General features: G+C 71.8%; 30 protein-coding genes. 10 read left to right on the forward strand and 20 right to left on the reverse strand.

Going from position 1 to position 23,858, the window contains the following annotated elements; all coding sequences use genetic code 11:
- The first annotated feature begins 236 nt into the window (after nucleotides 1–236).
- Nucleotides 237–1,322, forward strand: a complete 1,086-nt coding sequence (locus tag OO52_RS37380) for a C40 family peptidase (RefSeq protein ID WP_030653533.1) — start codon at nucleotides 237–239, stop codon at nucleotides 1,320–1,322.
- 291 nt (nucleotides 1,323–1,613) lie between these two features.
- Nucleotides 1,614–2,915, forward strand: coding sequence for a PP2C family protein-serine/threonine phosphatase (locus OO52_RS37385; RefSeq protein ID WP_030653536.1), 1,302 nt, complete (start codon nucleotides 1,614–1,616; stop codon nucleotides 2,913–2,915).
- A gap of 106 nt (nucleotides 2,916–3,021) precedes the next feature.
- Here the strand turns inward: OO52_RS37385 and OO52_RS37390 are convergent, their stop codons facing one another.
- From OO52_RS37390 to OO52_RS37405, 4 genes are all read right to left on the reverse strand, one after another.
- On the reverse strand, nucleotides 3,022–3,372 hold the full coding sequence (locus OO52_RS37390; protein WP_030653540.1) for a DUF2516 family protein: 351 nt from the start codon (nucleotides 3,370–3,372) through the stop codon (nucleotides 3,022–3,024).
- A gap of 109 nt (nucleotides 3,373–3,481) precedes the next feature.
- Entirely contained in the window at nucleotides 3,482–4,093 is a 612-nt protein-coding gene (locus OO52_RS37395) for a hypothetical protein (protein WP_030653543.1), read from the reverse strand.
- Nucleotides 4,094–4,174: 81 nt separating this feature from the next.
- Nucleotides 4,175–4,663, reverse strand: coding sequence for a helix-turn-helix domain-containing protein (locus OO52_RS37400; protein ID WP_030653546.1), 489 nt, complete (start codon nucleotides 4,661–4,663; stop codon nucleotides 4,175–4,177).
- 74 nt (nucleotides 4,664–4,737) lie between these two features.
- Nucleotides 4,738–5,856 carry an FAD-dependent oxidoreductase gene (locus OO52_RS37405; protein ID WP_030653549.1) on the reverse strand — a complete coding sequence of 373 codons (1,119 nt, stop codon included), beginning with the start codon at nucleotides 5,854–5,856 and terminating at the stop codon, nucleotides 4,738–4,740.
- A gap of 53 nt (nucleotides 5,857–5,909) precedes the next feature.
- On the opposite strand from OO52_RS37405, the gene OO52_RS37410 reads away from it, so the two are divergent.
- On the forward strand, nucleotides 5,910–6,602 hold the full coding sequence (locus tag OO52_RS37410; RefSeq protein ID WP_030653551.1) for a TetR/AcrR family transcriptional regulator: 693 nt from the start codon (nucleotides 5,910–5,912) through the stop codon (nucleotides 6,600–6,602).
- A 121-nt stretch (nucleotides 6,603–6,723) separates the two neighbouring features.
- Nucleotides 6,724–9,093 (forward strand): ATP-binding cassette domain-containing protein, encoded by a 2,370-nt coding sequence (locus tag OO52_RS37415; protein ID WP_030653554.1) that lies wholly within the window; start codon nucleotides 6,724–6,726, stop codon nucleotides 9,091–9,093.
- Nucleotides 9,094–9,198: 105 nt separating this feature from the next.
- Here the strand turns inward: OO52_RS37415 and OO52_RS37420 are convergent, their stop codons facing one another.
- The 8 genes from OO52_RS37420 to OO52_RS37455 form a co-directional block, all read right to left on the reverse strand.
- On the reverse strand, nucleotides 9,199–9,678 hold the full coding sequence (locus OO52_RS37420) for an HAD domain-containing protein (protein WP_030653556.1): 480 nt from the start codon (nucleotides 9,676–9,678) through the stop codon (nucleotides 9,199–9,201).
- A 42-nt stretch (nucleotides 9,679–9,720) separates the two neighbouring features.
- Nucleotides 9,721–11,751, reverse strand: a complete 2,031-nt coding sequence (locus OO52_RS37425; RefSeq protein WP_030653557.1) for a HelD family protein — start codon at nucleotides 11,749–11,751, stop codon at nucleotides 9,721–9,723.
- Between the two features lie 50 nt (nucleotides 11,752–11,801).
- Entirely contained in the window at nucleotides 11,802–12,413 is a 612-nt protein-coding gene (locus tag OO52_RS37430) for a TetR family transcriptional regulator (protein ID WP_030653560.1), read from the reverse strand.
- Nucleotides 12,414–12,444: 31 nt separating this feature from the next.
- On the reverse strand, nucleotides 12,445–13,473 hold the full coding sequence (locus tag OO52_RS52255) for an ATP/GTP-binding protein (protein ID WP_199820016.1): 1,029 nt from the start codon (nucleotides 13,471–13,473) through the stop codon (nucleotides 12,445–12,447).
- A gap of 92 nt (nucleotides 13,474–13,565) precedes the next feature.
- The gene (locus tag OO52_RS37440; RefSeq protein ID WP_030653566.1) at nucleotides 13,566–14,297 is read right to left on the reverse strand and encodes an HAD family hydrolase; all 732 of its coding nucleotides are present in this window, start codon (nucleotides 14,295–14,297) and stop codon (nucleotides 13,566–13,568) included.
- Between the two features lie 103 nt (nucleotides 14,298–14,400).
- Complete coding sequence (locus OO52_RS37445; protein WP_234337679.1) at nucleotides 14,401–15,156, reverse strand: HAD family hydrolase; 756 nt, start codon at nucleotides 15,154–15,156, stop codon at nucleotides 14,401–14,403.
- On the reverse strand, nucleotides 15,156–16,025 hold the full coding sequence (locus OO52_RS37450; protein ID WP_030653571.1) for a winged helix-turn-helix domain-containing protein: 870 nt from the start codon (nucleotides 16,023–16,025) through the stop codon (nucleotides 15,156–15,158). The genes OO52_RS37445 and OO52_RS37450 overlap by 1 nt, the downstream gene beginning before the upstream one ends.
- Before the next feature lie 65 nt (nucleotides 16,026–16,090).
- On the reverse strand, nucleotides 16,091–16,693 hold the full coding sequence (locus OO52_RS37455; RefSeq protein ID WP_030653572.1) for a hypothetical protein: 603 nt from the start codon (nucleotides 16,691–16,693) through the stop codon (nucleotides 16,091–16,093).
- 160 nt (nucleotides 16,694–16,853) lie between these two features.
- Between OO52_RS37455 and dtd the strand changes: the two genes are divergently transcribed.
- On the forward strand, nucleotides 16,854–17,279 hold the full coding sequence (dtd, locus tag OO52_RS37460) for a D-aminoacyl-tRNA deacylase (RefSeq protein ID WP_106972130.1): 426 nt from the start codon (nucleotides 16,854–16,856) through the stop codon (nucleotides 17,277–17,279).
- On the opposite strand, the gene OO52_RS37465 is transcribed toward dtd, so the two are convergent.
- The 3 genes from OO52_RS37465 to OO52_RS37475 are packed head-to-tail and all read right to left on the reverse strand — an operon-like array spanning nucleotide 17,276 to nucleotide 18,525.
- Nucleotides 17,276–17,479 carry a DUF397 domain-containing protein gene (locus tag OO52_RS37465; RefSeq protein ID WP_030653576.1) on the reverse strand — a complete coding sequence of 68 codons (204 nt, stop codon included), beginning with the start codon at nucleotides 17,477–17,479 and terminating at the stop codon, nucleotides 17,276–17,278. The genes dtd and OO52_RS37465 overlap by 4 nt on opposite strands.
- Before the next feature lie 18 nt (nucleotides 17,480–17,497).
- The gene (locus tag OO52_RS37470) at nucleotides 17,498–17,701 is read right to left on the reverse strand and encodes a DUF397 domain-containing protein (protein ID WP_030653578.1); all 204 of its coding nucleotides are present in this window, start codon (nucleotides 17,699–17,701) and stop codon (nucleotides 17,498–17,500) included.
- The gene (locus OO52_RS37475; protein ID WP_030939493.1) at nucleotides 17,683–18,525 is read right to left on the reverse strand and encodes a helix-turn-helix domain-containing protein; all 843 of its coding nucleotides are present in this window, start codon (nucleotides 18,523–18,525) and stop codon (nucleotides 17,683–17,685) included. Before OO52_RS37475 ends, OO52_RS37470 begins: the two co-directional genes overlap by 19 nt.
- Before the next feature lie 174 nt (nucleotides 18,526–18,699).
- On the opposite strand from OO52_RS37475, the gene OO52_RS37480 reads away from it, so the two are divergent.
- A complete protein-coding gene (locus tag OO52_RS37480; RefSeq protein ID WP_030653582.1) occupies nucleotides 18,700–19,101 on the forward strand; it encodes a hypothetical protein in 402 nt (133 codons plus the stop codon).
- Nucleotides 19,098–19,415: a hypothetical protein gene (locus tag OO52_RS37485; RefSeq protein WP_063738839.1), complete on the forward strand. Its 318-nt coding sequence runs from the start codon at nucleotides 19,098–19,100 to the stop codon at nucleotides 19,413–19,415. Before OO52_RS37480 ends, OO52_RS37485 begins: the two co-directional genes overlap by 4 nt.
- Before the next feature lie 101 nt (nucleotides 19,416–19,516).
- Here OO52_RS37485 and OO52_RS37490 read toward each other — a convergent pair whose 3' ends face one another.
- The 4 genes from OO52_RS37490 to OO52_RS37500 all read right to left on the reverse strand — a co-directional run bounded on the left by OO52_RS37490 (nucleotide 19,517) and on the right by OO52_RS37500 (nucleotide 21,855).
- On the reverse strand, nucleotides 19,517–19,804 hold the full coding sequence (locus OO52_RS37490; RefSeq protein WP_007824091.1) for a DUF1416 domain-containing protein: 288 nt from the start codon (nucleotides 19,802–19,804) through the stop codon (nucleotides 19,517–19,519).
- 46 nt (nucleotides 19,805–19,850) lie between these two features.
- Complete coding sequence (locus OO52_RS37495; protein ID WP_030653589.1) at nucleotides 19,851–20,696, reverse strand: sulfurtransferase; 846 nt, start codon at nucleotides 20,694–20,696, stop codon at nucleotides 19,851–19,853.
- 122 nt (nucleotides 20,697–20,818) lie between these two features.
- Nucleotides 20,819–20,899 (reverse strand): Ms5788A family Cys-rich leader peptide, encoded by an 81-nt coding sequence (locus tag OO52_RS54770; RefSeq protein WP_350751515.1) that lies wholly within the window; start codon nucleotides 20,897–20,899, stop codon nucleotides 20,819–20,821.
- 218 nt (nucleotides 20,900–21,117) lie between these two features.
- Nucleotides 21,118–21,855 (reverse strand): LmeA family phospholipid-binding protein, encoded by a 738-nt coding sequence (locus tag OO52_RS37500; protein ID WP_030653593.1) that lies wholly within the window; start codon nucleotides 21,853–21,855, stop codon nucleotides 21,118–21,120.
- Nucleotides 21,856–21,987: 132 nt separating this feature from the next.
- Between OO52_RS37500 and OO52_RS37505 the strand changes: the two genes are divergently transcribed.
- Nucleotides 21,988–22,248, forward strand: coding sequence for a DUF3099 domain-containing protein (locus tag OO52_RS37505; protein ID WP_030653595.1), 261 nt, complete (start codon nucleotides 21,988–21,990; stop codon nucleotides 22,246–22,248).
- Between the two features lie 10 nt (nucleotides 22,249–22,258).
- Nucleotides 22,259–22,660 (forward strand): VOC family protein, encoded by a 402-nt coding sequence (locus tag OO52_RS37510; protein WP_030653598.1) that lies wholly within the window; start codon nucleotides 22,259–22,261, stop codon nucleotides 22,658–22,660.
- Here OO52_RS37510 and OO52_RS37515 read toward each other — a convergent pair.
- Nucleotides 22,654–23,016: a DsrE family protein gene (locus OO52_RS37515; RefSeq protein ID WP_030653600.1), complete on the reverse strand. Its 363-nt coding sequence runs from the start codon at nucleotides 23,014–23,016 to the stop codon at nucleotides 22,654–22,656. The genes OO52_RS37510 and OO52_RS37515 overlap by 7 nt on opposite strands.
- Nucleotides 23,017–23,251: 235 nt before the next feature.
- Between OO52_RS37515 and OO52_RS37525 the strand changes: the two genes are divergently transcribed.
- The gene (locus OO52_RS37525; protein WP_030653611.1) at nucleotides 23,252–23,827 is read left to right on the forward strand and encodes an FABP family protein; all 576 of its coding nucleotides are present in this window, start codon (nucleotides 23,252–23,254) and stop codon (nucleotides 23,825–23,827) included.
- Nucleotides 23,828–23,858: the final 31 nt, after the last annotated feature.

The raw sequence follows: 23,858 nt of genomic DNA on the forward strand, positions 1-23,858 counted from the left end.
CCCACACACCCCCCAATCCCCCAACCCCCCTCCGACTTCCGAATCACCCGTTCGTGGCACCGGAGACGGAACGATCTCCGCGCGTCGTTCGTCACACCGGCGAGGAGATCGTCGTATCCGGCGGTGAGCGGGGGAATTCCGGTTTCCGACGGCCTCTGTCGCTTTGCGCGCGGCCGTGGCACGATCCCTCAGACGTCCGTAAGTTACTGACGGTAAATCAGTTTGGGGGAAGAGGTATGGGATCGGGCAAGCGCGGCCTGCTCACGGCCGCCCTGACCGTGATCTGCGCGGTGACCGTCCTGTCGGCGCCCGGCACGGCGTTCGCGGCCGTCGAGCCCGCCCGCACCCCGCCGTCGACCCCCGCACCCACGGCGACTCCCGCGCCCAGCAAGGATCTTGAGGAGGTCCGCGCGAAGCTCGACAAGCTCTACCACGACGCGGCCGTGGCCACCGACGCGTACAACGCGGCCGAGGAGAAGGCCAAGAAGCAGTCCGCCGAGATCGTGGCGCTGGCGAAGAAGATCGTCGAGGGCCGGCAGAAGCTGGAGAAGCTCAAGGACCAGGCGGGCGCCGCCGCCCGCGACCAGTACCGCACCGGCGGCCTGTCCGACACGGTCCGGTTCCTGCTCAGCGACGACCCGGGCCGGTTCCTGGACGGCGCCGGCCGCATGCTCCAGGGCCAGCAGGCGGCGAAGAAGCTGATGACGGAAAAGGCCCGCACCCAGCAGGAGTTGCAGCAGTACGCCGACGACGCCGCCGCCCGCTGGGAGGAGCTGGAGGCGAACCGCAAGGCCAAGGACGCCGCCAAGAAGAAGATCGAGAAGCAGATCGATGCGGCCGAGAAGCTGCAGTCCCGGCTGGAGAAGAAGGAGAAGGAGCGGCTCGCCGAGCTGGAGCGGGAGGCCGCGGCGAAGGCGCAGACCGCCTGGCTGGACACCGGCGCCCTCCAGGGCGTCCACGGAAAGGCCTCGTCACGGGGCGAGATGGCCGTGAAGTACGCCACCCGGCAGCTCGGCAAGCCGTATGTGTGGGGCGCCGAGGGGCCGGACTCCTTCGACTGCTCGGGCCTGACCTCCCAGGCCTGGGCGGCGGCCGGCCACCCCGTCCCGCGCACCTCGCAGGAGCAGTGGAAGCAGCTCCGGCGCGTCGACGTCAAGGACATGCGGCCCGGCGACCTCATCATCTACTTCGACGACGCCAGCCACGTCGGGATGTACATCGGCGACGGCGCGATCATCCACGCGCCGCGCCCCGGGCGGACGGTGACGATCGCGGGCGCCGGCTCGATGCCGATCCTCGGGGTCGTACGACCGGACGCGTGACCGGCCGTCCACACGGTTCCGGGCGGCCCATGTCCCCGGTGACGTACGTCATGTGACCCACCGCACGGCCTGTCACCCCCAAACTCACCCAGGACGTGAGCTTCGTCATCCCATCGGGGCCGTCGGCGTGTCCAACTGCGGTATGGAACGCGGCATATGACAGTGGCGGGCACCGGAGCGACGCGGCTCACACCATTCCGTCGGGGCGGTTCCAGCCGCTATGGTCCCGGTCGGTGGGTCGAGACCCTCGACGCCGCCGTGCCCTCGGGGGGAGGGAAGGAACCCAGGACAATGCCCGTACCCGTACCGCGGCAGAGAGCGATCCCGGCCGTGGAGAGTGGTCAGGCGCAGGCCGCACGCGCAGTCGGCGGCCCCCTCAAGGAAGAGGCCCACCGCGACGCCACGCCCGTGAACGGCACCGGCGCCACTCTCACCCTGCTGCTGATCGAGGACGATCCGGCCGGCTCGCCGATCGTGCCCGACCTGCTGGACTCGGCCGGCAAGCCGATCCGCGTCCGCACCGCCCGCAACCTCACCGAGGCCGAGCGGCTGCTCACCGACGACGTCCACTGCATCCTGCTGGACCTGGCGCTCCCGGCGCCGGGCGGCAGCGACACCGACGACGAGCTGGCCGTGCTCAGGCACGTCCTCCGGCTCGCGCCCCGGCACGCCGTGCTCGCGCTGACCGCCTCCGGCGACGCCGAGCGCGGCGCCGAGGCCGTGCGCGTGGGCGCCCAGGACTACCTCTTCCGGGACGAGCTGGACGGCCGGCTGCTCAGCCGCGCCATCCGGTACGCGGTGGAGCGGAAGCGGTCCGACACCGCCGAGCGGCGACTCGCCGAGGGCAAGCTGCGCGCCCAGGAGAACCGCCGGCTGGAGCGCGGGCTGCTGCCCACGCCGCTGCTGGAGGGCTCCGCGCTGCGGTTCGCCGCGCGCTACCGCCCCGGCCGGTCCCGGGCACTGCTCGGCGGCGACTTCTACGACGCCGTCCGCACCCCCGACGGCACCGTGCACGCCATGATCGGCGACGTCTGCGGGCACGGCCCGGACGAGGCCGCGCTCGGCGTGGAGCTGCGCATCGCCTGGCGGGCGCTGACCCTGGCCGGGCTGTGCGGGGACGAGCTGCTGAACACCCTCCAGCAGGTGCTGGAGCACGAGCGCGCCGACGAGGAGATCTTCGCGACGCTGTGCACGGTGGACATCGCGCCCGACGGCCGCCGGGCCGGTCTGTGCCTGGCCGGTCACCCGGCCCCGCTGATCGCCCGCCCCGGCCGGCCGGCGCGGCTGCTCCCCTACGAGAACAACGGCCCCGCCCTGGGCCTGCTGCCCGGCGCCCGCTGGCCGCGGATGCAGGTCGAGCTGGGTGCCGAGTGGAGCCTGATGCTCTACACCGACGGGCTGATCGAGGGCCGGGTCGGTGAGGACGGGGAGCGGCTCGGTCAGGACGGCATGCTGGAGATGATCCGCCGGCAGCTCTCCGAGGGGCTGCGGGGGGAGGAACTGCTGCGGGCCGCGGTGCATGAGGTGCGTGAGCTGAACGGGGGCGAGCTCACGGACGACGTGGCGGTGGTTCTGCTGGACCGGGCGCGGTAGGCGGGATCTCGCCGTAGGGGTTCCCCCCAGCGCCGGGTGCGGGCCGTTCCCGCCCGTGCGGCGCGGCAGGGAGACCAGGGGCCGCCCCCGCGCCGCTTCGGGCGCTTCAGCGGCCGCCGTTGTACGGGCCGTACGGGCCGTCGCTGCTGCTTCCGCCCCGGCGGCGGCCCCAGCCGCGCCCCCCGCCCCCCACCTGCTGGAGTGCGGGGCGGACGTCGACGATGTAGACGATGCTCGCCACCGCGCCGGCGATGGGGAGGATGGACAGGAGCGAGAACAGGTAGCTGACGACGAGGGCGATGCCGAGGATGATCAGCCAGAACACCTTGTTCTGCTTGTCGGCGGCGCGGAAGGCGTCCTCGCGCCGGAACGCGGCGTCGAACAGCCCGAACGCGGCCAGGGCCATCAGAACGATCTTCAAGATGCCCATGAAACCCGCGAAGCCCAACATCAGCATGCTGCCCACCGCCCGTTGATTCCCGATCCCTGCTACGCCGCCACCGTACCCATAGAACGGGCCGGACACCCCAAAGGTGCCCGGCCCGGACCCGTCTCGTCGGCCATGGTCACTTGGCCGGCGGGGTGGTCTTCTTCGCCGTGGTGGTGGTGGTCGTGGTCTTGCGGGGGGCCGGGGCCTTCTTCGCCGCGGGCTTCCTGTCCGCGGCGAGGTCGGTCCTCGCCTCGGCCGGCTTCGGCCGGTCGTCCTTGACCTCGACCGGCTCGGGCTTGCCCTCGACCACGATCGCCAGGTCCTCGATCTCCTCGGCGGCCTCGCCGCGCCAGGTCTTCACGGCCTGCTCGCCGTGCTCGGCGACCCGCTCGTAGGTCTCGCGGGCCTTGACGGCGTACTCGGCGGCGACGCCGACGCTGCGCAGGGCGAGGTCCTGGGCGGTCTCGCCGAGCTTCTTGAGGTCGACGTCGATGGTGCCGATGAACTCGTTGACCTTGGCCTGAAGGGTCTCCTGCGCCTCCTTGGCGCGGGCGGTGGCCTTCTCCTGCACGGCCTTCGGGTCGGTGTTGCGCACGGCCTCGATGCGCGCCGGGGCCTCGGCGCGCAGCTGCTCGACCAGGGCCGGCACCTTCTTGGCCTGCTGAAGCGCCAGATCGGCGGTGCCGGCGGCGAAGTAGAACGGGGTCGGGTCGCTGAGGGTCTTGCGCAGGTCGTCGGTGATGGCCATGGTGAGGGTCCTCCCGGATCGGATTCGCGTTCGGCTGGGTTGGTGTGGTCCGCGGCGGGCGTCCGGAGCCCTGGTCCGGCGTCAGCCGGCCGTCCGCCGCGGGCCGGCGTCCGTCTCATTTCCGGCGGCATCGCCTGCGCCGGCCGTACGGCTGCCGCCGCCGGTCCCCTGGTCCACGGATCCGTCCCCGGGCCCTTCCTCCTCGGCGCGCTCGCCGATCCCGAAGCCGTTCTCCTTGCGGAAGGACTCGTAGATCTGGAGCAGCACCTGCTTCTGCCGCTCGTTGAGCGTGGGATCGGCGAGGATGACGGCGCGCGTCTCGACCTCGTCCCGGTCCCGCTCGGCGTCGAGGATGCCGGCGCGGACGTACAGCGTCTCGGCGGAGATGCGCAGGGCCTTGGCGACCTGCTGGAGCACCTCCGCGCTGGGCTTGCGCAGCCCGCGCTCGATCTGGCTCAGGTACGGATTGGACACCCCGGCGGCGTCGGCGAGCTGCCGCAGCGAAAGCTGGGCGTTCCGCCGCTGTTCGCGCAGGTACTCACCGAGGTTGCCGACGTTCAGCGATGCCATGCCTCCACCTTGCCCCACCCCCGCTAACAATTGCAAGCACCCGCTTGCAAGAGTGTGTCGCGTCACGAGGACGCTCAGGCCGGCTGGACGTCGTCGAAGAGGGCGATGGCTTCGGCCGGGTCCGGGCTCACGAGGCGTTCCAGGCCGGCCGTCGTGATCTCCGCCCACCTGCCGACCCGTGCCCACATCCGTTCCTCGAAGGCGCGGACGACCTCGTCCGGATCTCCGAGGCCGGTGGCGAGGGACTCGGCGAGCTCGGCGCCGTCCAGCATCGCGAGGTTCGCGCCCGCCCCCAAGGGGGGCATCACGTGGGCGGCGTCGCCCAGCAGCGTCACCCCGGGTACGTGGGTCCAGGTGTGGGACACGGGCAGGACGTGGACGGGGCGGTGGACGAAGGCGGCGCCGTGGCGGAGGAGGTCGAGGACGGGAGCGGCCCAGCCGTCGAACAGGGCCAGCAGGCTCGATCGCACGGCCTCGGCGTCGGCCAGGTCCAGGTCCGCGTGCCAGTCCAGCGGCGCGCGGAACTTGGCGTACACCTTGACGTGGCCGCCGCTGTTGCGCTGGGCGACGAGGGAGCGGTTCACGCCGTACACGGCCACGGAACCGTCGCCGATCAACCGGGCGAGGCCGGGGTGGCGGGTGTCGACGTCGTCGAGGGAGGTCTCGACCGAGGTGACCCCGGTGTAGTGCGGCGTCACCCGCGAGACGGCCGGACGGATCCGGGACCAGGCGCCGTCCGCGCCGACCACGAGGTCGAACGTCTCCTGTCGGCCGTCCTCGCAATGGACCAGTACGCCGTCCGGGGTCCCCGGCACCACCCGCGTCACGCCCCGGCCCCACTGGACGTCGAGAGGGCCGAGCAGCAGGTCACGCAGTTGCCCGCGGTCGATCTCGGGATTGGCCCGGTCGTCCGGACGGGGGCGCCAGTCGCGCAGGACGGTCCCGTCCGTGTCCAGGACACGCATGGCCTGCCCCTCGGGGCGGGACAGCGCCCGGAACTCCGCCAGCAGCCCCGCCTTGTCCAGCGCGCGCTGGCCCAGCCCTTCGTGCAGGTCCAGCGTGCCGCCCGGGGGACGGGCGTCGGGGGCGGGATCGCGTTCGAGGACGGCGACGGGGTGGCCGTGGCGGTGCAGGACGCGGGCGAAGGCGAGACCGGCGGGACCGGCTCCGACCACGGCGATACGATGTCTCATGCCGATACACTGTATTTCTTCAATACGATGTATCGCAACGGAACGGTGTGACCATGACTGTCTGGGACCGGCCGGAGCCGCCGGCTCGCCCCGTACCGCTCGACCGGGAGCGGATCGTCGCCGCCGCCATCGCGCTGGCCGACGAGGGCGGACTGGAGGCGGTGTCGTTGCGCAAGGTCGCCGCCCGGCTGAACGCCGGCCCGATGCGGCTGTACGGATACATCTCCACCAAGGAGGAACTGCTCGACCTCATGGTGGACGAGGTCCACGCCGAGATCCTCCCGGAGGAGCGGCCCGGCGACTGGCGGGAGGCGCTGCGCGTCCTCGCCCACCGCACCAGGCAGACCGCCCTCCGGCACGAATGGCTGGCCGACCTGTTCGGCGGCCGCCCCACCCTGGGCCCGAACGGCCTCGCCGTGACCGAGGCCAAGCTGGCCGCCCTCGACGGGCTCGCCGACGTCGACACCGTCATGCGCGCCGTGGAGACGGTCAGCGCCTACTGCACCGGAGCGATCAGGCGCGAGATCGCGGGCCTGCGGGCCGAGCGCACCACGGGCCTGTCCAAGCGCGAGTGGCAGCGCGCCTCCGGGCCGCATGTGACGAGGATGCTGGCCACGGGCCGCTTCCCGGCGCTGAGCAAGGCCGTGTACGACGGCACGGACGTGGACGCCGGGACGTCCTTCGCGACCGGCCTGGACTGGGTCCTCGACGCCGTGGCCGCCAGACTCACCCGGCCGCCGGCGTGAGGCTCGGCCCTTGCCCGGGGCGAGCGCAAGCGCGGCTCGCGGACGCCTCACTCGTCCAGGTCGCGGAACGCGTCAGGAATGGAGAAGCGCCCGCCGCCGGGGCGCCGCTACGGTGGCCGGCATGGACGACGCCATCGCACTGCATGCCGCCGACAGTCATGACCTGATCCGTGTGCACGGGGCACGCGAGAATAACCTCAATGATGTGAGCGTCGAGATCCCCAAGCGCCGGCTCACGGTGTTCACGGGGGTCTCCGGCTCGGGCAAGAGCTCGCTGGTGTTCGACACCATCGCCGCCGAGTCGCAGCGGCTGATCAACGAGACGTACAGCGCGTTCGTCCAGGGCTTCATGCCCACGCTGGCCCGGCCCGATGTCGACGTGCTCGACGGGCTGACCACCGCGATCATCGTCGACCAGCAGCGGATGGGCGCCGACCCGCGCTCCACGGTCGGCACCGCGACCGACGCCCACGCGATGCTGCGGATCCTGTTCAGCCGGCTCGGCACCCCGCACATCGGCTCGCCCAAGGCGTTCTCCTTCAACGTCGCCTCGATCAGCGGGGCCGGTGCGGTCACCGTGGAGCGCGGCGGGAAGACGGTGAAGGAGCGCCGCGAGTTCAGCATCACCGGCGGCATGTGCCCGCGCTGCGAGGGCCGGGGGACGGTCACGGACATCGACCTGTCCCAGCTCTACGACGAGGACAAGTCGCTCGGCGAGGGTGCGCTCACCATCCCCGGTTACAAGCCGGGCGGCTGGAACTACCGCCTCTACACCGAGTCGGGCCTCTTCGACCCGGACAAGCCGATCCGCACGTTCAGCCGCCGGCAGCTGGACGACTTCCTGTACCGCGAGCCGACCCGCATGAAGATCGCGGGCATCAACATGACCTACGAGGGTCTGGTGCCGCGCATCCAGAAGTCGATGCTCGCCAAGGACCGGGAGGCGATGCAGCCGCACATCCGGGAGTTCGTGGACCGGGCGGTCACCTTCACGACCTGCCCCGACTGCGACGGCACCCGGCTCAGCGAGGCGGCCCGGTCCTCGAAGATCAAGGGGATCAGCATCGCCGACGCCTGCGCGATGCAGATCAGCGATCTCGCCGAGTGGGTGCGCGGCTTGGCCGAGCCGTCCGTGGCGCCGCTGCTCACCGCGTTGGGCGGGACGCTGGACTCGTTCGTGGAGATCGGCCTCGGCTATCTCTCCCTGGACCGGCCCGCGGGCACGCTCTCGGGCGGCGAGGCCCAGCGGACGAAGATGATCCGCCACCTCGGCTCCTCGCTGACCGACGTCACGTACGTCTTCGACGAGCCGACCGCCGGCCTGCACCCCCATGACATCCGGCGGATGAACGACCTGCTGCTGCGGCTGCGGGACAAGGGCAACACGGTGCTGGTGGTGGAGCACAAGCCGGAGGTCATCGCGATCGCCGACCACGTGGTGGACCTCGGCCCGGGCGCCGGTACGGCGGGCGGCACCGTCTGCTTCGAGGGCACCGTCGCCGGGCTGCGGGCGAGCGGCACGCTCACCGGGCGGCACCTGGACGACCGGGCGGCGCTGAAGAAGACGGTGCGGAAGCCGACCGGGGCCCTGGAGATCCGCGGCGCCACGACCCACAACCTCCGGAACGTGGACGTCGACATCCCGCTCGGTGTGCTGGTGGTCGTCACCGGGGTCGCCGGCTCCGGCAAGAGTTCGCTGGTGCACGGCTCGATCCCGGCCCGCGAGGGTGTGGTGTCGGTGGACCAGGCGCCGATCCGTGGCTCGCGGCGCAGCAACCCCGCGACGTACACCGGGTTGCTGGAGCCCATCCGCAAGGCGTTCGCCAAGGCCAACGGGGTGAAGCCGGCGCTGTTCAGCGCGAACTCCGAGGGCGCCTGCCCCTCCTGCAACGGTGCCGGTGTCGTCTACACCGACCTGGCGATGATGGCCGGTGTGGCCAGCACCTGCGAGGAGTGCGAGGGCAGGCGGTTCGACGCCTCGGTGCTGGAGTACCACCTGGGCGGGCGGGACATCAGCGAGGTGCTGGCGATGCCGGTGACCGAGGCCGAGGAGTTCTTCGGCAGCGGCGAGGCCCGCACCCCGGCCGCCCACCGGATCCTGCGGAACATGGCCGACGTGGGTCTCGGCTACCTGACCCTCGGCCAGCCGCTCACCACCCTCTCCGGCGGCGAGCGGCAGCGGCTGAAGCTGGCCACGCACATGGCGGAGAAGGGCGGGGTCTACGTCCTGGACGAGCCGACCACCGGTCTCCATCTCGCCGACGTGGAGCAGCTCCTGGGCCTGCTCGACCGGCTGGTCGACGCCGGCAAGTCGGTGATCGTCGTCGAGCACCACCAGGCGGTCATGGCACACGCCGACTGGATCGTCGACCTCGGCCCCGGCGCGGGACACGACGGCGGCCGCGTCGTCTTCGAGGGCACCCCGGCCGACCTGGTCGCGGCCCGCTCCACCGTCACCGCCGAACACCTGGCGGAGTACGTGGGCGCCTGACGCGCCGCGGGCCGGGCGTGCGGCGCGTCGCCGGACCACCGGCCACCGCCGGCCACGGCTGCGCCGTGGTGGGACAGCCGCGTGTCAGACACGGCCGCGCGCCCCTCAGGAGTGCACCGCCAGCCACTCCTCCAGCACCGCGAAGTCGGCTTCCGTCAGGCCGTACCGGTGGTCGACGCGGTGCAGGAGGGCCGGGGCCGGGTGGTGGGCGGCGATCCAGGCACGGTCGGCCCCGGTGATCTCGTCGTCCACCCAGACGAACGGGCGGCCCGCCGCCCATTCGGCCAGCGGCCGGGTCTTCCAGTGCGGCGGGCCCGGCCGCTCGTCCGCGTCGGGCCACCGCACGACCGGCAGCGGCGGCAGGCCGAGCCACGGCGCGAGGCAGTCGTTGGCGTCGTCCATCCACGTCGTGGCCCACACCAGTGCGCAGCCCAGTGCCGTCAGCCGGGGGCCCAGCGCGGGGTCGACCCGGGGCAGCAGCGGGTGGCCGGCGGAGGGCACCGGCGGGCCGTCGTACAGCGGGTAGGCGCGGTCCGCCGCGCCGAAGGGGACGAGCGGACCGTCGACGTCGAGGAAGAGCAGCATCACCCAGCTTCGTCCCCGGAAGCACCGGTCGTCCATGGGCCCTCAGAACGGCAGCGGCCGGCTGTGCACGACGTCCAGCCGGGACACCGCCCGGGTCAGCACCACGTACAGCCGGTGGGCGCCCCGCTCCTCCGCCTCGGCCACGGCCGCCGGTTCGACGGCGACGACGTGGTCGTACTCCAGGCCCTTGACCACACCGGCGGGTACGACGGTCAGCCGGGCGCCGAGCGTGTCGGGGCCGGCCGGGTCGAGTCCGGCCCGGTCGAGCGCGGCCCGCACCCGGTCGGCGTCCGTGTCGGCCGTGACCACCCCGACCGACCCCTCCCGGGCCAGGGCGTCACGCACGGCGGTCACGGTGGTGCCGAGCAGGTCCTCGGTGGGCCGGAGGGTCAGCTCCCCGTCCGTGCGCAGCGAGGTGGCGGCGGGTACGGCGACGTCGAGGCGGGCGAGCAGCCGGTTGGCCAGTTCCAGGACGGCCGCCGGCACCCGGAACCCGGTGGTCAGCGGCACCACGGCCGCGTCCGGCCGGCCCAGGTGGCGAAGCTGGACGGACCAGTCGCGGGCGGCCCATGGGGTGGTGCCCTGGGCGAGGTCGCCGAGGACGGTCAGTGAGCCGAACACGGCCCGGCGGGCGATGGCCCGGCACTCCATCGGCGACAGGTCCTGCGCCTCGTCCACGACGAGGTGGCCGTAGCCCTCGGGGTGTTCGACGAGCCCGGCGAGTTCGTCGAGCAGGACCAGGTCGGCGGCCGACCAGCGGGCCGACTTGTACGAGCGCGGCGGGCGGGGCCAGAGCAGTGCCGCCTGCTCGTCCGGGTCCAGCAGGCCGTCGGCGGCCCGGGCCAACGCCCCGCCGTCGGTGAGGAGTTCGGTGAGGAGCTCCTCTGGGCGGACCTTCGGCCACACCGCGTCGAGCTGCTCGGTCAGCGGCCGGCAGCGCTCGATGCGCCGGACCCAGGAGGCGGGCAGCACCCCGGAGCGCCGTTCGGCCTGGTCGCGCAGCCGCCGCACCACCCGGGTGCGCACCCGCTCCCGTCCGACGGCGTACGGCGGTTCCTCGGCGCGCACCTCGGCCACGAGGTCCGCGAGTTCGCCGGCGGGGATCCGCCGGCGGTACGACCCGTCGGGCACGGTGAGGTCGCCGACGCCCGCGGTGCTCACCCGCGCGTACAGCGCCCGGCGCAGCACCTCGGCCATGCGCGGGTCGTGCTTGACCGACGCGGTCTTCAGCGGGTCGGTGCCGGTGACCGGGTGGCGGGCGATCTCGTCCAGCAGGGTCGACTGGCGGACGCCCGTCTCGCCGAGGGAGGGCAGCACCTCGGCGATGTAGCCGAGGAAGGTGCGGTTGGGGCCGAGGATCAGCAGGCCGGAGCGCCGGAGCCGCTTGGGGTGCGTGTAGAGCAGGTACGCGGCGCGGTGCAGGCCGACGGCGGTCTTGCCGGTGCCGGGGGCGCCCTGCACGCACACGGAGTCGGTGAGGGCGGCGCGGACGAGGTCGTCCTGCTCGGGCTGGATGGTCGCGGCGATGTCCCGCATGGGCCCGACGCGGGGCCGCTCGATCTCGCGGGCCACGATGTCGCTGGTGCGGGATTCGCCCCGGCCCAGGTGCTCGTCCTCCAGCCCGGTGAGGTCGGCGGAGTCGCCCCGGCTGCCGGGCGCCCAGCCGAACCGGCGCCGGACCGCCACGCCCTGCGGGTCGCGGGCGCTCGCCTGGTAGAAGGCGCGGGAGACGGGGGCCCGCCAGTCGACCACGAGTGGTGGTGCGGCCGGGTCCTCGGTGATCCGCACCCGGCCGACGTGGTAGCTCTGCCCGCCGTGCCCGGGGTCGCCGTCGGCGAAGTCGAGCCGGCCGAAGAACAGCGGGCCCGGCGGGAGTTCGCGCATGGCCTTGGCCTGGCTGCGCAGCCGGTGGCCGAGGACTTCGGCGTCGGCGCCGGAGGCGGAGACGTCCTCTCCGATGACGACCTGTTCGGCGGCGCCCTCGACCATCGCGGCGAGGGCCGTACGGCAGGTGTCGTGGTAGGCGCGCTCGGAGTTCAGGGTGTCCTTGAGAGCGGAGTCGAGTGACGTCATGGCGCCAGCGTACCGCCAGAACGTTACCGAGTTACATTTTTAACCGAGTCTCATTCAGCGTGCCGCGGGAACAACCCCTCCCCCAGCCGCCGGAAGGCCCGCTCCGCCGCCGCCACCGCGTCCGGCGCCACCTCCGCCACCGGCTCCCCCGCCGCGATCCGCCGCCAGTTCTCCAGGGCGAGGACGCGCTGGACGGCGATGATCTGCCCGGCGGCCAGCCGCGCCTCCAGATCCCCGCCGAGCGCCTCGGCGAGCGCCGCCTCCGACCGCTCCTGGTGGGCGTAGGCCCGGGCCACCAGGGACGGGGTGCCGTAGAGCAGGCGGTGGAAGGCGAGCACGTCGGGGTGGTCGTTCAGCCCGGTGACCGGGTCGCGCCGCTCCAGGCCGGCGAGGAAGTGCCGGCGCAGCGCGTCCACCGGGTCGGCCGCCCCGGCGACCACCCGCGCGGCCTCCGTCTCGTGGTCCGCGATCCGGTGCAGGACCAGGTCCTCCTTGGCCGGGAAGTACCGGAAGAGGGTGGGCTTGGAGATCCCGGCCGCGGCGGCGACCTCCGCCACGGACACCGCGTCGAAGCCCCGCTCCAGGAACAGCCGTACGGCGATGTCCGACACGTCCTGGTACATCCGCTGCTTCTTGCGCTCGCGCAGGCCCATCTCACCCATGGGGGGAGCCTACGCAGCACCCGCCGACGCGTCAGTCGCCGGTCCGCGGCGCGGGGAGCGGATCGGCCGGGGCGGGGACCGGATCGGCAGGCGCGGGGACCGGATCAGCCGGGGCGGGCGCGGGGACCTTCAGGGGGTGGGCGAGGGTCCACAGGGTGTTGAAGAGGACCCGGCGGTCACGGACGGTCTCCGCCGCCCTCTGCCCGTCGTCCGAGTGCCAGCGAGTCAGCAGCCGCCTGTCGTCCATGACGAGGTCCAGCACCTCCCTGGAGGCCGCGGTCCGGTTCTGCCGGTCCGCGTTCTTCCTGGGCGTGTAGACGGCCTCGACCAGGCGGTCGGCGTTGATCAGGTACAGGTTGAGCATCGGCGACATGTGGAGCACCCGGAATGCGAAGTCCAGCTTCCCCAGACCGTCGTGGCGCATCGAGATCTCCGCATCCCTCAGATGCTCCTGGGACGCGACGATCTTGCCCTTCAGCGCGGCGCGGAACGCGGGCGCGTCGGCGGCCTTGCCGTCCAGCACCCGCCCGGGAAGCTGGATCTCCTTGTCGAAGTCGGGGACGAGGTAACGGACGGTCACCTCGCGCTGTGTACTGGCGGGCAGCCGCTCAAGGGCCTTCTTGATCCGGAAGGCGGTGTTCTCCCCGGTGAATCCCATGACGTACAGCTCGACCTTGTCCTTGCCCTCCAGCTCCCTTTCGATCTCCGCCAGCAGTTGTTCCCTGGTGATGTCCACCCCGGACGCCGAACGCTGCGCCGAACCCAGTTCCACGATCCGCTCGCTCAGCACCCGGATGCCGTCCCGCAGGTCCTCCGTGGCCTCCCGCTGGGTTTCGTGGGCCGTGTTCAGCCGCTGCACCTCGCTGTAGAGCAGGAAACCGACCAGGCTCAGCAACGCGCCGCCGATGTAGACGTTGTCCTGCAGGGCGTCGCCGACCGGCCGCACGAACTGGGCGACCAGGTTCAGTCCGAAGACGGCCAGCAGCACGATCTTCGAGACCGTGCCCTCGGCCCGCGACCAGCCGGCCGCCACCCTGCTTCTCAGCGTTCTCTCCGCCACCAAATCCCCCTGTTGGCAGGCGCGTTGTCACCGTACCGCTCATGGTGCCCGGTCACGGGTCCGCTCAGGAAGAGGGGCGCACCGTACCGGGCTCAGCGCGGGATCAGACGCAACAGCCGGTCGTACGAGGCCAGCACGACCTTCGCCCCGGCGTCGCGCATCCGCTGCCGCTTCGCCGCAGTGCGTCCGATGCCGACGAACCGGACACCCGCCCGCTCGGCCGCCATGAAGTCCGTCGGGGTGTCCCCGATCATCACGGCCTCGTCGGGCGGCAGGCCCAGGCCCCGCAGGGCACGATGAAGGACGTCCGGGTGCGGCTTCATCAGGTCGGGGTCGGCGGCACGGCCGTGCACGGCCTCGAAACTCTCCCGCAGGTTCCTGTCCCGCAGATAGTCGTCCGCCGCCACGGCCGCGTTGTTGGTGACGACGGCCAGCCGGGTGCCCCGCCCGGCCAGCCACCTGACGAACTCCGCCGCGCCGGGAGTGGGCCACGCGGTCCGGGCGGCGGTCCGCTCGCCCTCGGTCACCTGCTGCTCCAGCCGCGCCACCAGGTCGCCCACGTCATGGTCACGGCGGGCGCGATGCACGGCGCGCAACACCACGTGCGGGTCCTTGTCGGTGCGCTCGCCCTCGGACAGCACGCCTAGGAGGCCGGCGGCCTCCACGGTGGTCCGCAGGGCGTTCGCCACCGCCATGGAGCTGCCGTCGGGGAACAGTCGGCACAGCGGACCGTCGAAGTCGAACAACGCGCAGTCCGGGCCGGGCCCGGCGCTCAACAGCTCCCACGCCTCCTCGGCGTCGGCAGCGTCGTACTCAGCAGTCATGCCGTTCCACCCGCTCCTCGGATCGGTCGCCCGCGCCGGGGACCGCGGACCAGCCTCGGCGGCGCCGGGGACCGGGGCAAGCCCCGACACACCGGTCGGCCGCTTATGGCCTACCGTACGGCCGGTGGTGGCGGACCGCGTTCAGCAGTGGCTCCAGCGACCGGACGACGTGCGCGGCGCCTGCCGCTCGCAGGCGTTTCTCCGCGGTCTCACCATGCGCGTACCCCAGGAACGGCACCCCTGTCTCGCGAGCCGCGGTCAGGTCCGAGACGGCGTCGCCGATCACCAGTGCGGCGGCGGGGACGGCACCCATCGCGTGCAGGGCGCGGGTGAGGCAGTGCGGGTGCGGTTCGAGGTGGTGCAGGTCCTCGGTGCGGCCGTACACGTGAGGGGTGAAGCAGCCGGTGATGCCCCGGGAGTCGAGGTAGGTGCGGACGGCGAGGGGCGAGTTGTCGGTGGTGACGGCGAGGCGGGCGCCGACGGCCGTCCAGGTGCGGATCAGCGGGTCGGCGTAGGCGGTCGGCAGCGCGGAGGCCGCGGCCCGCACCTCCTCCTGGGTGAGCCGTTCCTCGAGTTCGGCGACGAGGTCGCTGCCGGGCCGCCGGCGGCCCACGGCCCGCAGGACGACGTGCGGGTCCGGCGTCTCCCGTTCGGTATCGGTGAGCAGCCCGCGCAGGCCGTGCCCCTCCAGCCAGTCCACCAGGTCGGCGGCCACCTGCTCGGCCCGGTGCCGGGCGAAGAGCCGGCAGATCGGCCCGTCGAAGTCCCACAGCACGAACCGGGCGGATGTGATCAGTTCCCGAAGCTTCTCGTTCTCGCTCGCAACAGTAGGCGCATCAGAAGTCGCATCAGAGGTCACTAGGAGAGTGTCAGGTTCGTCGGGATGGTTTCCCAGAGGGCGTCGAACCACTTCTGCGACTGCTCCACGAACGCCGCGTCCCGCTGCCCGGCCCGCCTCTCGAAGGAGAAGAGCAGGGATGCGGAGCCGAGGACGTCGTACATCTCCGGCGTCCCGCTGTCGGTGGGCTCCGCGCGGCTCGTGACCACGTAGTACGCGTGCAGCGCCTCCGCGCCGTTGAGCAGGTACAACTTCATCGGCGGGGTGAACGGCAGCGCACGGAAGGTGACGTGGACGTCGACGTCGTGGGTGCCGCGCAGGGCCTGGAGGTTGTGCCGGAGCACCTGCCCTTGGGCGTTGCGCATCGCCAGCCACCGCTGGTGGACGACGTCGTCGCCGCCGGCGTCGACCGCGACCGGTAAGGCGAGGCTGATGTCCCGGGACGGCAGCAGGATGCGGACGTCGATCCGCTCCGGTCGCAGCCGGCCCTCGTGGATCCGGCGCAGCGGCTCACCGAGGGCGAGCATCAGGCTCTCCGCGGTCAGGCAGACGGCGTCGATGCGCACGTGCGGCGCGGCGAAGGCTTCGGTCAGCCGGGGCGCGAGGGCCACCATGGCCGGCTGCGGCTCCTCGCGCACGGGGCCCGGTTCGACGACCCGGGACGGGCTGCCCTTCCTGACGTCGCTGAGCAGACCGTCCTCCTGAAGCGCGCGCAGGGCCTGGCGTACGGCGCCCCGCTCCACGCCGAACTCCTCGGCCAGCTCGGCCTGGGTGGGCATCCGGTCACCGGCACGGAGGGCGCCGGACCGGATGCGTTCGCGCAGGATGTCGGCCACCTCCCGCGGAGTGAGCCGCCCGCCGCCGTGCGCTGCCGTCCGCTCCTCGGTCACGGACGAACGCTACAACTACGGTCAGACAAGCGATAGTTGCGATACGCGCTGCCCGCCTCCACCGGTCACATCAACAGATCGTCCACCTGGGCCTCGCCCACCCGGTACCGGCGGGCGATCTCCCCGCTGCAGTCGTCGGCTGTACGCTGCAACCGCTGGCGGCGCCGCGAGACCTCCTGCTCGTAGCGGATCAACCGGCCCATGGCGGCGCTCAGTTCCAGATCCGTACGCGCCGTCAGGTCGGACAGCTCCACCTCGGCGAGCATCTCGGCGGCCAGTTGCCCGTACTCCTCGTTGTGCGGGGTGCCGAGCGTGACATGCCGGGCCGAGGAGCGCTGCCGGGCCGGGGCGTCCTTCAGGATCTCCGGGAGCCGGTCGACCACGGAGCCGTCCGCGGGCGCCGGAACGGACGCCCGGCCGCGCCGGCCCAGCTCCGCACGCAGGATGTCGATCCGCCCCTGGAGCAGCCGCCGCACATAGCTCAGGTCCGCCTCGTCGCGCTGGGCGTCCCGGCGCAGGGTGCGCAGCTCGGGCAGGCTCAGCCGGGCCAGGTCGGGCTCCGGGGGCTCGACGGGCAGGGCGGGGCCCGTGGTGCCGTCGGCGCGCTGGGCGGGCGGCCGGTACGTCCCCTGCGTCCCCAGCCGCCCGCTGGTACTCGGTGTGCTCATCTGCTTGTGACCGTCCCCTCGACCGGCGTGGTGGAAGCATCGTGCCACCCCAACCGGCCGCAATGTGACCGAGTGCCCCCGAACATCCCCAGATGGGCGGTAAGAGATCCATAGTGAACCCCGTGCGGGCTAGTGCGGGACACCGGGCATGATGGTCCGCATGCGTGCGGTGGTGCAGAGGGTGGACGGCGCGAGCGTCGTCGTGGACGGCGAGACGGTGGGCGCGATCGAGGGCGAGGGGCTGTGCGTCCTCGTCGGGGTGACCCATGAGGACACCAAGGAGAAGGCGGCCCAGCTCGCCCGCAAGCTGTGGACGATCCGGATGCTGCACGACGAGAAGTCGTGCAGCGACATCGCCGCCCCGCTCCTGGTGATCAGCCAGTTCACCCTTTACGGCGACGCCCGCAAGGGGCGCCGCCCCACCTGGAACGCGGCAGCCCCCGGCGACGTCGCCGAGCCCCTGGTCGACGAGGTGGTGGCCCAGCTCCGCGCCCTGGGAGCGACGGTGGCGACGGGCCGCTTCGGGGCCCGGATGAGGGTGTCACTGACGAACGACGGGCCCTTCACGGTGCTGCTGGAGATCTAGCGGGCGGCCCCCTTGACCCCGTCCACGAACCCCGCCCAAGCCTCCGGCCCGAAGACGAGGGTTCCACGGGCGGGGGCCTTGCTGTCGCGGACAGGGACGACGGAGGGGACGTTGTCGGCGACTTCTATGCACTCGCCGCCGCTCGTGTTGCTGTAGCTGCTCTTGCGCCACGTCAGCTTGTTCAGGTCGATGGCTCGCACGGGCAACCTCCTCCGAGATCAGGCCGGTCGGCGCTTGACCCCGTCCACGAACGCCGCCCAGGCCTCCGGCCCGAAGACGACGGTTCCGCGGGCGGGGGCCTTGCTGTCGCGGACAGGGACGGCGGAGGGGACGTTGTCGGCGACTTCGACGCAGTTTCCGCCGTCCGAGTTGCTGTAGCTGCTCTTGCGCCACTTCACGTTGCTCAGGTCGATGGCTCGCACGGCACTTCCTCCAACATCCGCAGGATGAACTTGTGCGACTCCGCCGGGGAGAGGGCTAGGTCGCGCACCGCATCATATGTGCGGTGGAAGCGCTCAACCTGGCTTAGTTCCTCGATGAGTTCACCTCGTACGTCGTTCTCGACGTAGGCCACGGTACGACCGCCGAGCAGCCTCAGGAACATGACGTCGGTGCTGTCCAGGCCGTGCAGCCCGGAGCCGAACGGCAGCACGTGGAGGGTGATGTTCGGCTGTACCGCAGCCTCCGCCAAGCGCTCCAGTTGCCCCCTCCACTCCCGTGGGTTGCGCAGCGAGTTCCGTAGAACCGCTTCGGAGAGGAGGACGCGGAACGGGGGTGGGTCGCCCCCCTCCAGGACTTTCCGTCGTCCGGTGCGCGCCTCGACCTGCTGGTCCAGCTCCTCCCCCCTGAGGCCGCCCGCAGCGAGCGCTTCGCGTGCGTACCCGGCTGTCTGAAGAAGTCCCGGCAGCCTGCTCACGGAGTACTGCCACAAGCTGATCGCCTCGGCCTCCAGCACCATGTACCTCCGGTACTGCTCCTTGAACTGCGTCGGGTCGGCGACCGCCAGCTCCCACAGCGTGACCAGCAACCCCGGCGTTCCGTAGAACTGGTCCAGCGCCTGGACGATCTCCGGACCGCCCAGCGTCTGCCCGCTCTCCATCTTGCTGAACTGGGACGCGTCCCAGCCGACCTCCTTCGCCAACTCCCGCAGGCTCAGCCCCCGTTCCACCCTCAGGCGCCGTAACTCCTCCGTGAACCGCGCCCTCGGCTCCTGGCTCCGCCCCGTGATCACCAACCGCTGCGGCATCGCGCTCCCGCTCCTGTTGAATTTGTTGAATTTGGCGGGCCCAGCGTTGAATTTGGCCCGCTCACCAGCCCGGACACCGTTTCCATGCGCCATGCTCTTAGGCACCGCCCGAACACGCAGCGTAGCTGCCGCCTTGCGCTGCGCACACGCGTTCCTGGAAAGGAGCTGGCCGCGATGACGACGAAGTCGGGGTCCCACGAGCCCGGACGCCTTCTCTACGACCCCGCCACCGACAGGGTCGGCGAGTACCGGGACAGAGCCGGCCCCTACGTGATGCTGCGCCCCGTCGGCGGTGGAGTGGAGTGGGAGGCCGATCCGGAGAGGGTGCGCCCGGCCACGGACCGGGAGCGGCTCGGGGCGGGCGTGCGGGCCGCCAACCAGCGCGCCAGGACCCTTCCGGCACTGCCCCCGCCGCTCGACGACGCCGGCCGGCCGCCGCGTCCCGTCCCCGGCTGTGCCGTCTGCCTGGAGCTGGCGGAGCGGCGGGAGACGGCGCGGGTGGCGTACGACCGCAGCGCCGAGACCGACGCGAACGTCCTGCTGCGCCAGCACCAGCGGAAGGAGCACCGCGCATGACGGCCGAGCGGGGCGGCCTGCCGTACGAGGAGTGCGAGCGGCGGCAGCGGGAGAACGCCGCCCCGCGGGACCGGACCATGACCCCGCCGGCCTACGCGCTCCCGCCGTTCCACCCCGCGTTCCATCCCGCGTCGCGTCCGGGGGCGCGTGGCGCTCCCGACGTACCCGGCCCTGACCCAGGTCCCCCGCCTCGCCCGGGACGTCGTCCCAGGCGCCGCCTGCCCGAGGGGGCGGCCGTCAGCGGCTTCCTCGCCGCGCTCTGCGTCGGCGCGCTGCTCGCGGCGATCGGTCTCGCGGCCGTCCGGCGCTGCTGACGGAACCCCGGGAACAGCCGAAGGGCCGCACCCCCCACTGGCGTCCAACCCAGGGGATGCGGCCCTCAGCCGTCACTGTGCCCGCGCACGGGCGAGGTCGCTCAGACCGCGATGGCGACCTCGGCCAGTCCGCCCTGCTGGGCGACGACCGTGCGGTCGGCGGTCGCGCCCGGCACCAGCGCCCGTACCGTCCACGTGCCCTCGGCCGCGTAGAAGCGGAACTGGCCGGTCGCGGAGGTGGGCACCTCCGCGGTGAACTCGCCGGTCGAGTCGAGCAGTCGGACGTATCCGGCCACCGGCTCGCCGTCGCGCGTCACCTGGCCCTGGATCGTGGTCTCACCGGGCTTGATCGTCGAGGCGTCCGGGCCGCCGGCCTTCGCTCCACACATGCATTTCTCCAGAGGGGTCTCGGTCTGACCAGAAGGTCGGTCGGGGTTACTTGGCGGCGCCGAGCTCGATCGGCACGCCGACGAGGGAGCCGTACTCGGTCCAGGAGCCGTCGTAGTTCTTGACGTTCTCCACGCCCAGCAGCTCGTGCAGCACGAACCAGGTCAGGGCCGAGCGCTCACCGATGCGGCAGTAGGCGATCGTGTCCTTGGCGAGGTCCACGTTCTCCTCGGTGTAGAGCTCCTTGAGCTCCTCGTCCGACTTGAAGGTGCCGTCGTCGTTGGCGTTCTTCGACCACGGGATGTTCTTCGCGGTCGGCACGTGGCCCGGACGCTGCGACTGCTCCTGCGGCAGGTGCGCCGGGGCGAGCAGCTTGCCGGAGAACTCGTCGGGCGAGCGCACGTCGACGAGGTTCTGCGAGCCGATGGCCGCCACGACGTCGTCGCGGAAGGCGCGGATCGAGGTGTCCTGCGCCTTGGCCTTGTAGTCGGTCTTCGGGCGCTCCGGGACCTCGTCGCCGGCGACCAGCTCGCGGGCGTCCAGCTCCCACTTCTTCCGGCCGCCGTCGAGGAGCTTGACGTTCTCGTGGCCGTACAGCTTGAAGTACCAGTAGGCGTACGACGCGAACCAGTTGTTGTTACCGCCGTAGAGGATCACCGTGTGGTCGTTGGCGATGCCCTTCTCCGACAGGAGCTTCTCGAAGCCCTCCTGGTCGATGAAGTCACGGCGGACCGGGTCCTGCAGATCCTTGGTCCAGTCGATGCGGATCGCGTTCTTGATGTGGTTCTTGTCGTAGGCGGACGTGTCCTCGTCCACCTCGACGATCGCGATGGTCGGGTCGTCCAGGTGCTCCTGGAGCCAGTCGGCGTCGACCAGGACGTCGCTGCGGCTCATGCTCTTCTCCTCCGGGGCAGTCGCGGCGGGGCGTGCGAGTAGAGAGGGGCGCGCTCGGTGCCGAGCGGCGCACGGATGCCCTGGCAGCAGGGCTGGTGAGACGCGGGAGCCGGGGCTTCCGCTCAGAAGGGGCGACAGAGCATGGCGGCAACGCGGCACAGGTCCACTGCCCGCCGCTTCGTGAGATCCGCCTGTCGCTTCATGTGCTCGATCGTAGGGACGTACGGGCGGGCGTGTCACCGGTGTGTCACATGGTGAGACGGGATCGTCCGAATGGCGGGACACACAATGCGCCCGGAGGCCGTCCGACGGCCTCCGGGCGCTCGCTCCGTTCCACGCATCTGCGCTACGGACGTGGTCGTCTCGCCAGTCGGACAGGGCGGGTCCGCTCCCGGTCCCCGGCCCACCGGCGTCCGTCTCCCTACCCCGCCAGCCTGACGTCCGAACCCTTCACGCTGATCTGCACGCCCTTCGGCGCGGCCTCCACCTTGTCCAGCTTGATGCCGCCGGGCAGTTGGTCGATGACCTGCTGGAAGTCGGTGATCTGGCGGATGCGGTCCTCGGCGATCGCTGCGGCGCCCAGCTTCGGCAGGGAGTCCGCGCGCACCTCGACCTTGTTGTTCACCACGGCCACCGAGCTGAGCACGGACACCGTCTGCTTGATCCCGAGGGACGAGACGGTCCCCTCCACCGCCACCTTGATCTTCCCGTTGCCGCCGTCGGAGAGGCCGACGACCCGCGCCATGACGCCGGGAGCCACCTCGGTCGGCTCGGACTCGGCCGTCTTCAGCAGCTCGGCGTAGGAGATCGACGCCGTGCCGGTCGCGGTGGCCGCGGTGGCCGAGCTGTAGTCACCGGAGAACTCGACGCCCTTCATGTCGGCCTTCAGGTCGTCGATCCGGATGGTCTGGCCGGGCTTGCCAGTGGCCGCCTCGTAGTCCTCGATGCCGACCTCGACGTCGTCCAGCGAGCCGCCCGCGACCTGCGTGAGGAACGGGAAGCCCTTGATGTCCACGTCCGGGGTCGAGGACAGGTTCTCGGTCGCCTTCAGCTTGTCCGCGGCCTCGCCCTCGGCGAAGTGCACGGCCACCCGGTCCACGATCACGAAGAGTCCGCCCAGGATCACGACGAGGATCAGGAGTATTCGCAGGGCGCGCATGTGGTGGTTCCCCCGGGTCGGCGGCGGTGTTCGAAAATCCGGTTCGGATAGGTCACGGTAACCCCGCCGGGCCCGGTCGCCGGGAATTTGTGGATCAGTTGTGACAGGCCTTGCCGGACCTACAGTGGACGTATGTACGCCCGGCGTCGGCACATCTACTTCGCCATGATGGGGACCTGCATCGGCCTCTTCGTCCTGGCCTGGGGAGTCATACGCATCTGGTCGGTGCCGGCGGCCGTCGGCATGTGCGTGGTGGCCATGGTCATCCCGCCGGTCGCCGCGATGATCGCCAACCGCCGGGGCCCGGAGGACCGCTGGTGGGACGATCCCTCCGGCGACCCGCAGTCCGACGAGTGGTGGGACGAGCTGGACGGCAAGAAACGCCCGCGGTAGGAAGACGGGCATGGCGACCGTCAGGCTCTCCACCGTGGTGCTGGACGCGCACGACGCTCATGAACTGGCCGGCTTCTACCGGCGGCTGCTCGGCTACGAGGTGCGCGCCGAGGAACCCGACTGGGTGCTCATCGGCCCGCCGCCCGGCACCGACGGCGTCGCGCTGGCCTTCGAGACCGAGCGGGACTACGCCCGTCCCGTCTGGCCCACCCGGAACCCCGGCGACCAGCAGATGATGCTGCACCTCGACATCGAGGTCGACGACCTGACGGACGGGACGGCGCGGGCCCTGGCGGAGGGTGCCACCCTCGCGGAGCACCAGCCCCAGGACGACGTACGCGTGCTGTTCGACCCGTCCGGACACCCCTTCTGCCTCTGGACGCGGGGGCAGCTCGGCGCCCCGGCTCAGTAGACGAGCGCCTGGGTCTCGTCCGCCAGGGACTCCTGCACGAAGACCTGCGCGCCCGCGATCCGTACGCCCTCGATGACGTCCTTCTCCGTGATCTCCCGGCGGGCGGCGCACTGCGTGCACAGCGTGACGCGTCCCGCGGCGAGGACCGACTCCAGCAGATCGGGCAGCGGCGCGGCGTGCGGCAGCTCGAACTCGGCGGCCCGCCCCGGCAGCGCGAACCAGGAGGACTCCCCGGTCAGCCACAGCGACACCTCGACCCCGCTGGCCACGGCCACCGCGGCCACCGTGAACGCCTGCGAGCACCGCTCGGGGGCGTCCGCCCCGGCCGTCACCTTGATCACGAGCTTCTTCGCCATGCCGGAAGCGTAGCCCTCGGCGCCGCCGCCCCTCGCAAGGAGCGCCCCGGCCCGGCCGCGTAAGCTGGGCTGCGGCTCTGTCGTCCGCTCACCCCCGCTCAAGGAGCACCCGTGGAGACGTTCTTCGAAATCCTGCTGGTCCTGGTCTGCGTCGGCGTGCTCGCCTTCGCCGGTCTGACCGTGAAGAAGCTGTACCAGGGCCAGCGCTGATCCACACCCACGAAGGCTTCCGCTCATGATCGAAATCCCGTCCGACCTGCACAAGGACCTCGTCCCGCTCGCCTTCCTGCTCGGCAACTGGGCCGGCGCGGGCGTGCACGACTTCCCCGGCGCCGAGAAGTGCAACTTCGGGCAGGAGGTCAGCTTCACCCACGACGGCCGGGACTTCCTGGAGTACCGCTCCCGCACCTGGGTGCTCGACCAGGACGGCAACAAGGTCCGCCCGCTGGAGTCGGAGTCCGGTTTCTGGCGGATCCGCCCCGACCGCAAGGTCGAGGTCACGATGACCCGCGACGACGGCGTGATCGAGATCTGGTACGGCGAGATGGCCGACAAGAAGCCGCAGATCGACCTGGTGACGGACGCCGTCGCCCGCACCGCGGACTCCCGGCCGTACAGCGGCGGCAAGCGGCTCTACGGCTACGTCAAGAGCGACCTGATGTGGGTGGGCGAGAAGCAGACCCCCGAGGTCCCGCTGCGCCCCTACATGTCGGCCCAGCTCAAGAAGGTCGTCACCCCCGAGGACGTCGAGCGCTGGGCGAAGGCCCTCCCCGACGACCTCCCGGACGACGGCATCGCCTTCTTCAAGTAGGCCCTGCGCCCGGTGGCTCTAGACTCGTCGG

Source organism: Streptomyces flaveolus (assembly GCF_000716535.1).
Classification (GTDB): domain Bacteria; phylum Actinomycetota; class Actinomycetes; order Streptomycetales; family Streptomycetaceae; genus Streptomyces; species Streptomyces flaveolus_A.

What these genes read in the sequence shown, in the direction of transcription:
- OO52_RS37510 (WP_030653598.1), top strand. Translation starts at nt 22,259, where the DNA reads ATGGCGACCGTCAGGCTCTCCACCGTGGTGCTGGACGCGCACGACGCT.
- OO52_RS37415 (WP_030653554.1), top strand. Translation starts at nt 6,724, where the DNA reads ATGGACGACGCCATCGCACTGCATGCCGCCGACAGTCATGACCTGATC.
- OO52_RS54770 (WP_350751515.1), bottom strand. Translation starts at nt 20,899, where the DNA reads ATGAAGCGACAGGCGGATCTCACGAAGCGGCGGGCAGTGGACCTGTGC.
- OO52_RS37525 (WP_030653611.1), top strand. Translation starts at nt 23,252, where the DNA reads ATGATCGAAATCCCGTCCGACCTGCACAAGGACCTCGTCCCGCTCGCC.
- OO52_RS37390 (WP_030653540.1), bottom strand. Translation starts at nt 3,372, where the DNA reads ATGCTGATGTTGGGCTTCGCGGGTTTCATGGGCATCTTGAAGATCGTT.
- dtd (WP_106972130.1), top strand. Translation starts at nt 16,854, where the DNA reads ATGCGTGCGGTGGTGCAGAGGGTGGACGGCGCGAGCGTCGTCGTGGAC.
- OO52_RS37430 (WP_030653560.1), bottom strand. Translation starts at nt 12,413, where the DNA reads ATGGGTGAGATGGGCCTGCGCGAGCGCAAGAAGCAGCGGATGTACCAG.
- OO52_RS37425 (WP_030653557.1), bottom strand. Translation starts at nt 11,751, where the DNA reads ATGACGTCACTCGACTCCGCTCTCAAGGACACCCTGAACTCCGAGCGC.
- OO52_RS37485 (WP_063738839.1), top strand. Translation starts at nt 19,098, where the DNA reads ATGACGGCCGAGCGGGGCGGCCTGCCGTACGAGGAGTGCGAGCGGCGG.
- OO52_RS37490 (WP_007824091.1), bottom strand. Translation starts at nt 19,804, where the DNA reads ATGTGTGGAGCGAAGGCCGGCGGCCCGGACGCCTCGACGATCAAGCCC.
- OO52_RS37480 (WP_030653582.1), top strand. Translation starts at nt 18,700, where the DNA reads ATGACGACGAAGTCGGGGTCCCACGAGCCCGGACGCCTTCTCTACGAC.
- OO52_RS37505 (WP_030653595.1), top strand. Translation starts at nt 21,988, where the DNA reads ATGTACGCCCGGCGTCGGCACATCTACTTCGCCATGATGGGGACCTGC.
- OO52_RS37475 (WP_030939493.1), bottom strand. Translation starts at nt 18,525, where the DNA reads ATGCCGCAGCGGTTGGTGATCACGGGGCGGAGCCAGGAGCCGAGGGCG.
- OO52_RS37400 (WP_030653546.1), bottom strand. Translation starts at nt 4,663, where the DNA reads ATGGCATCGCTGAACGTCGGCAACCTCGGTGAGTACCTGCGCGAACAG.
- OO52_RS37515 (WP_030653600.1), bottom strand. Translation starts at nt 23,016, where the DNA reads ATGGCGAAGAAGCTCGTGATCAAGGTGACGGCCGGGGCGGACGCCCCC.
- OO52_RS37405 (WP_030653549.1), bottom strand. Translation starts at nt 5,856, where the DNA reads ATGAGACATCGTATCGCCGTGGTCGGAGCCGGTCCCGCCGGTCTCGCC.
- OO52_RS37385 (WP_030653536.1), top strand. Translation starts at nt 1,614, where the DNA reads ATGCCCGTACCCGTACCGCGGCAGAGAGCGATCCCGGCCGTGGAGAGT.
- OO52_RS37395 (WP_030653543.1), bottom strand. Translation starts at nt 4,093, where the DNA reads ATGGCCATCACCGACGACCTGCGCAAGACCCTCAGCGACCCGACCCCG.
- OO52_RS37380 (WP_030653533.1), top strand. Translation starts at nt 237, where the DNA reads ATGGGATCGGGCAAGCGCGGCCTGCTCACGGCCGCCCTGACCGTGATC.
- OO52_RS37420 (WP_030653556.1), bottom strand. Translation starts at nt 9,678, where the DNA reads ATGCTGCTCTTCCTCGACGTCGACGGTCCGCTCGTCCCCTTCGGCGCG.
- OO52_RS37440 (WP_030653566.1), bottom strand. Translation starts at nt 14,297, where the DNA reads ATGACTGCTGAGTACGACGCTGCCGACGCCGAGGAGGCGTGGGAGCTG.
- OO52_RS37495 (WP_030653589.1), bottom strand. Translation starts at nt 20,696, where the DNA reads ATGAGCCGCAGCGACGTCCTGGTCGACGCCGACTGGCTCCAGGAGCAC.
- OO52_RS37455 (WP_030653572.1), bottom strand. Translation starts at nt 16,693, where the DNA reads ATGAGCACACCGAGTACCAGCGGGCGGCTGGGGACGCAGGGGACGTAC.
- OO52_RS37500 (WP_030653593.1), bottom strand. Translation starts at nt 21,855, where the DNA reads ATGCGCGCCCTGCGAATACTCCTGATCCTCGTCGTGATCCTGGGCGGA.
- OO52_RS37410 (WP_030653551.1), top strand. Translation starts at nt 5,910, where the DNA reads ATGACTGTCTGGGACCGGCCGGAGCCGCCGGCTCGCCCCGTACCGCTC.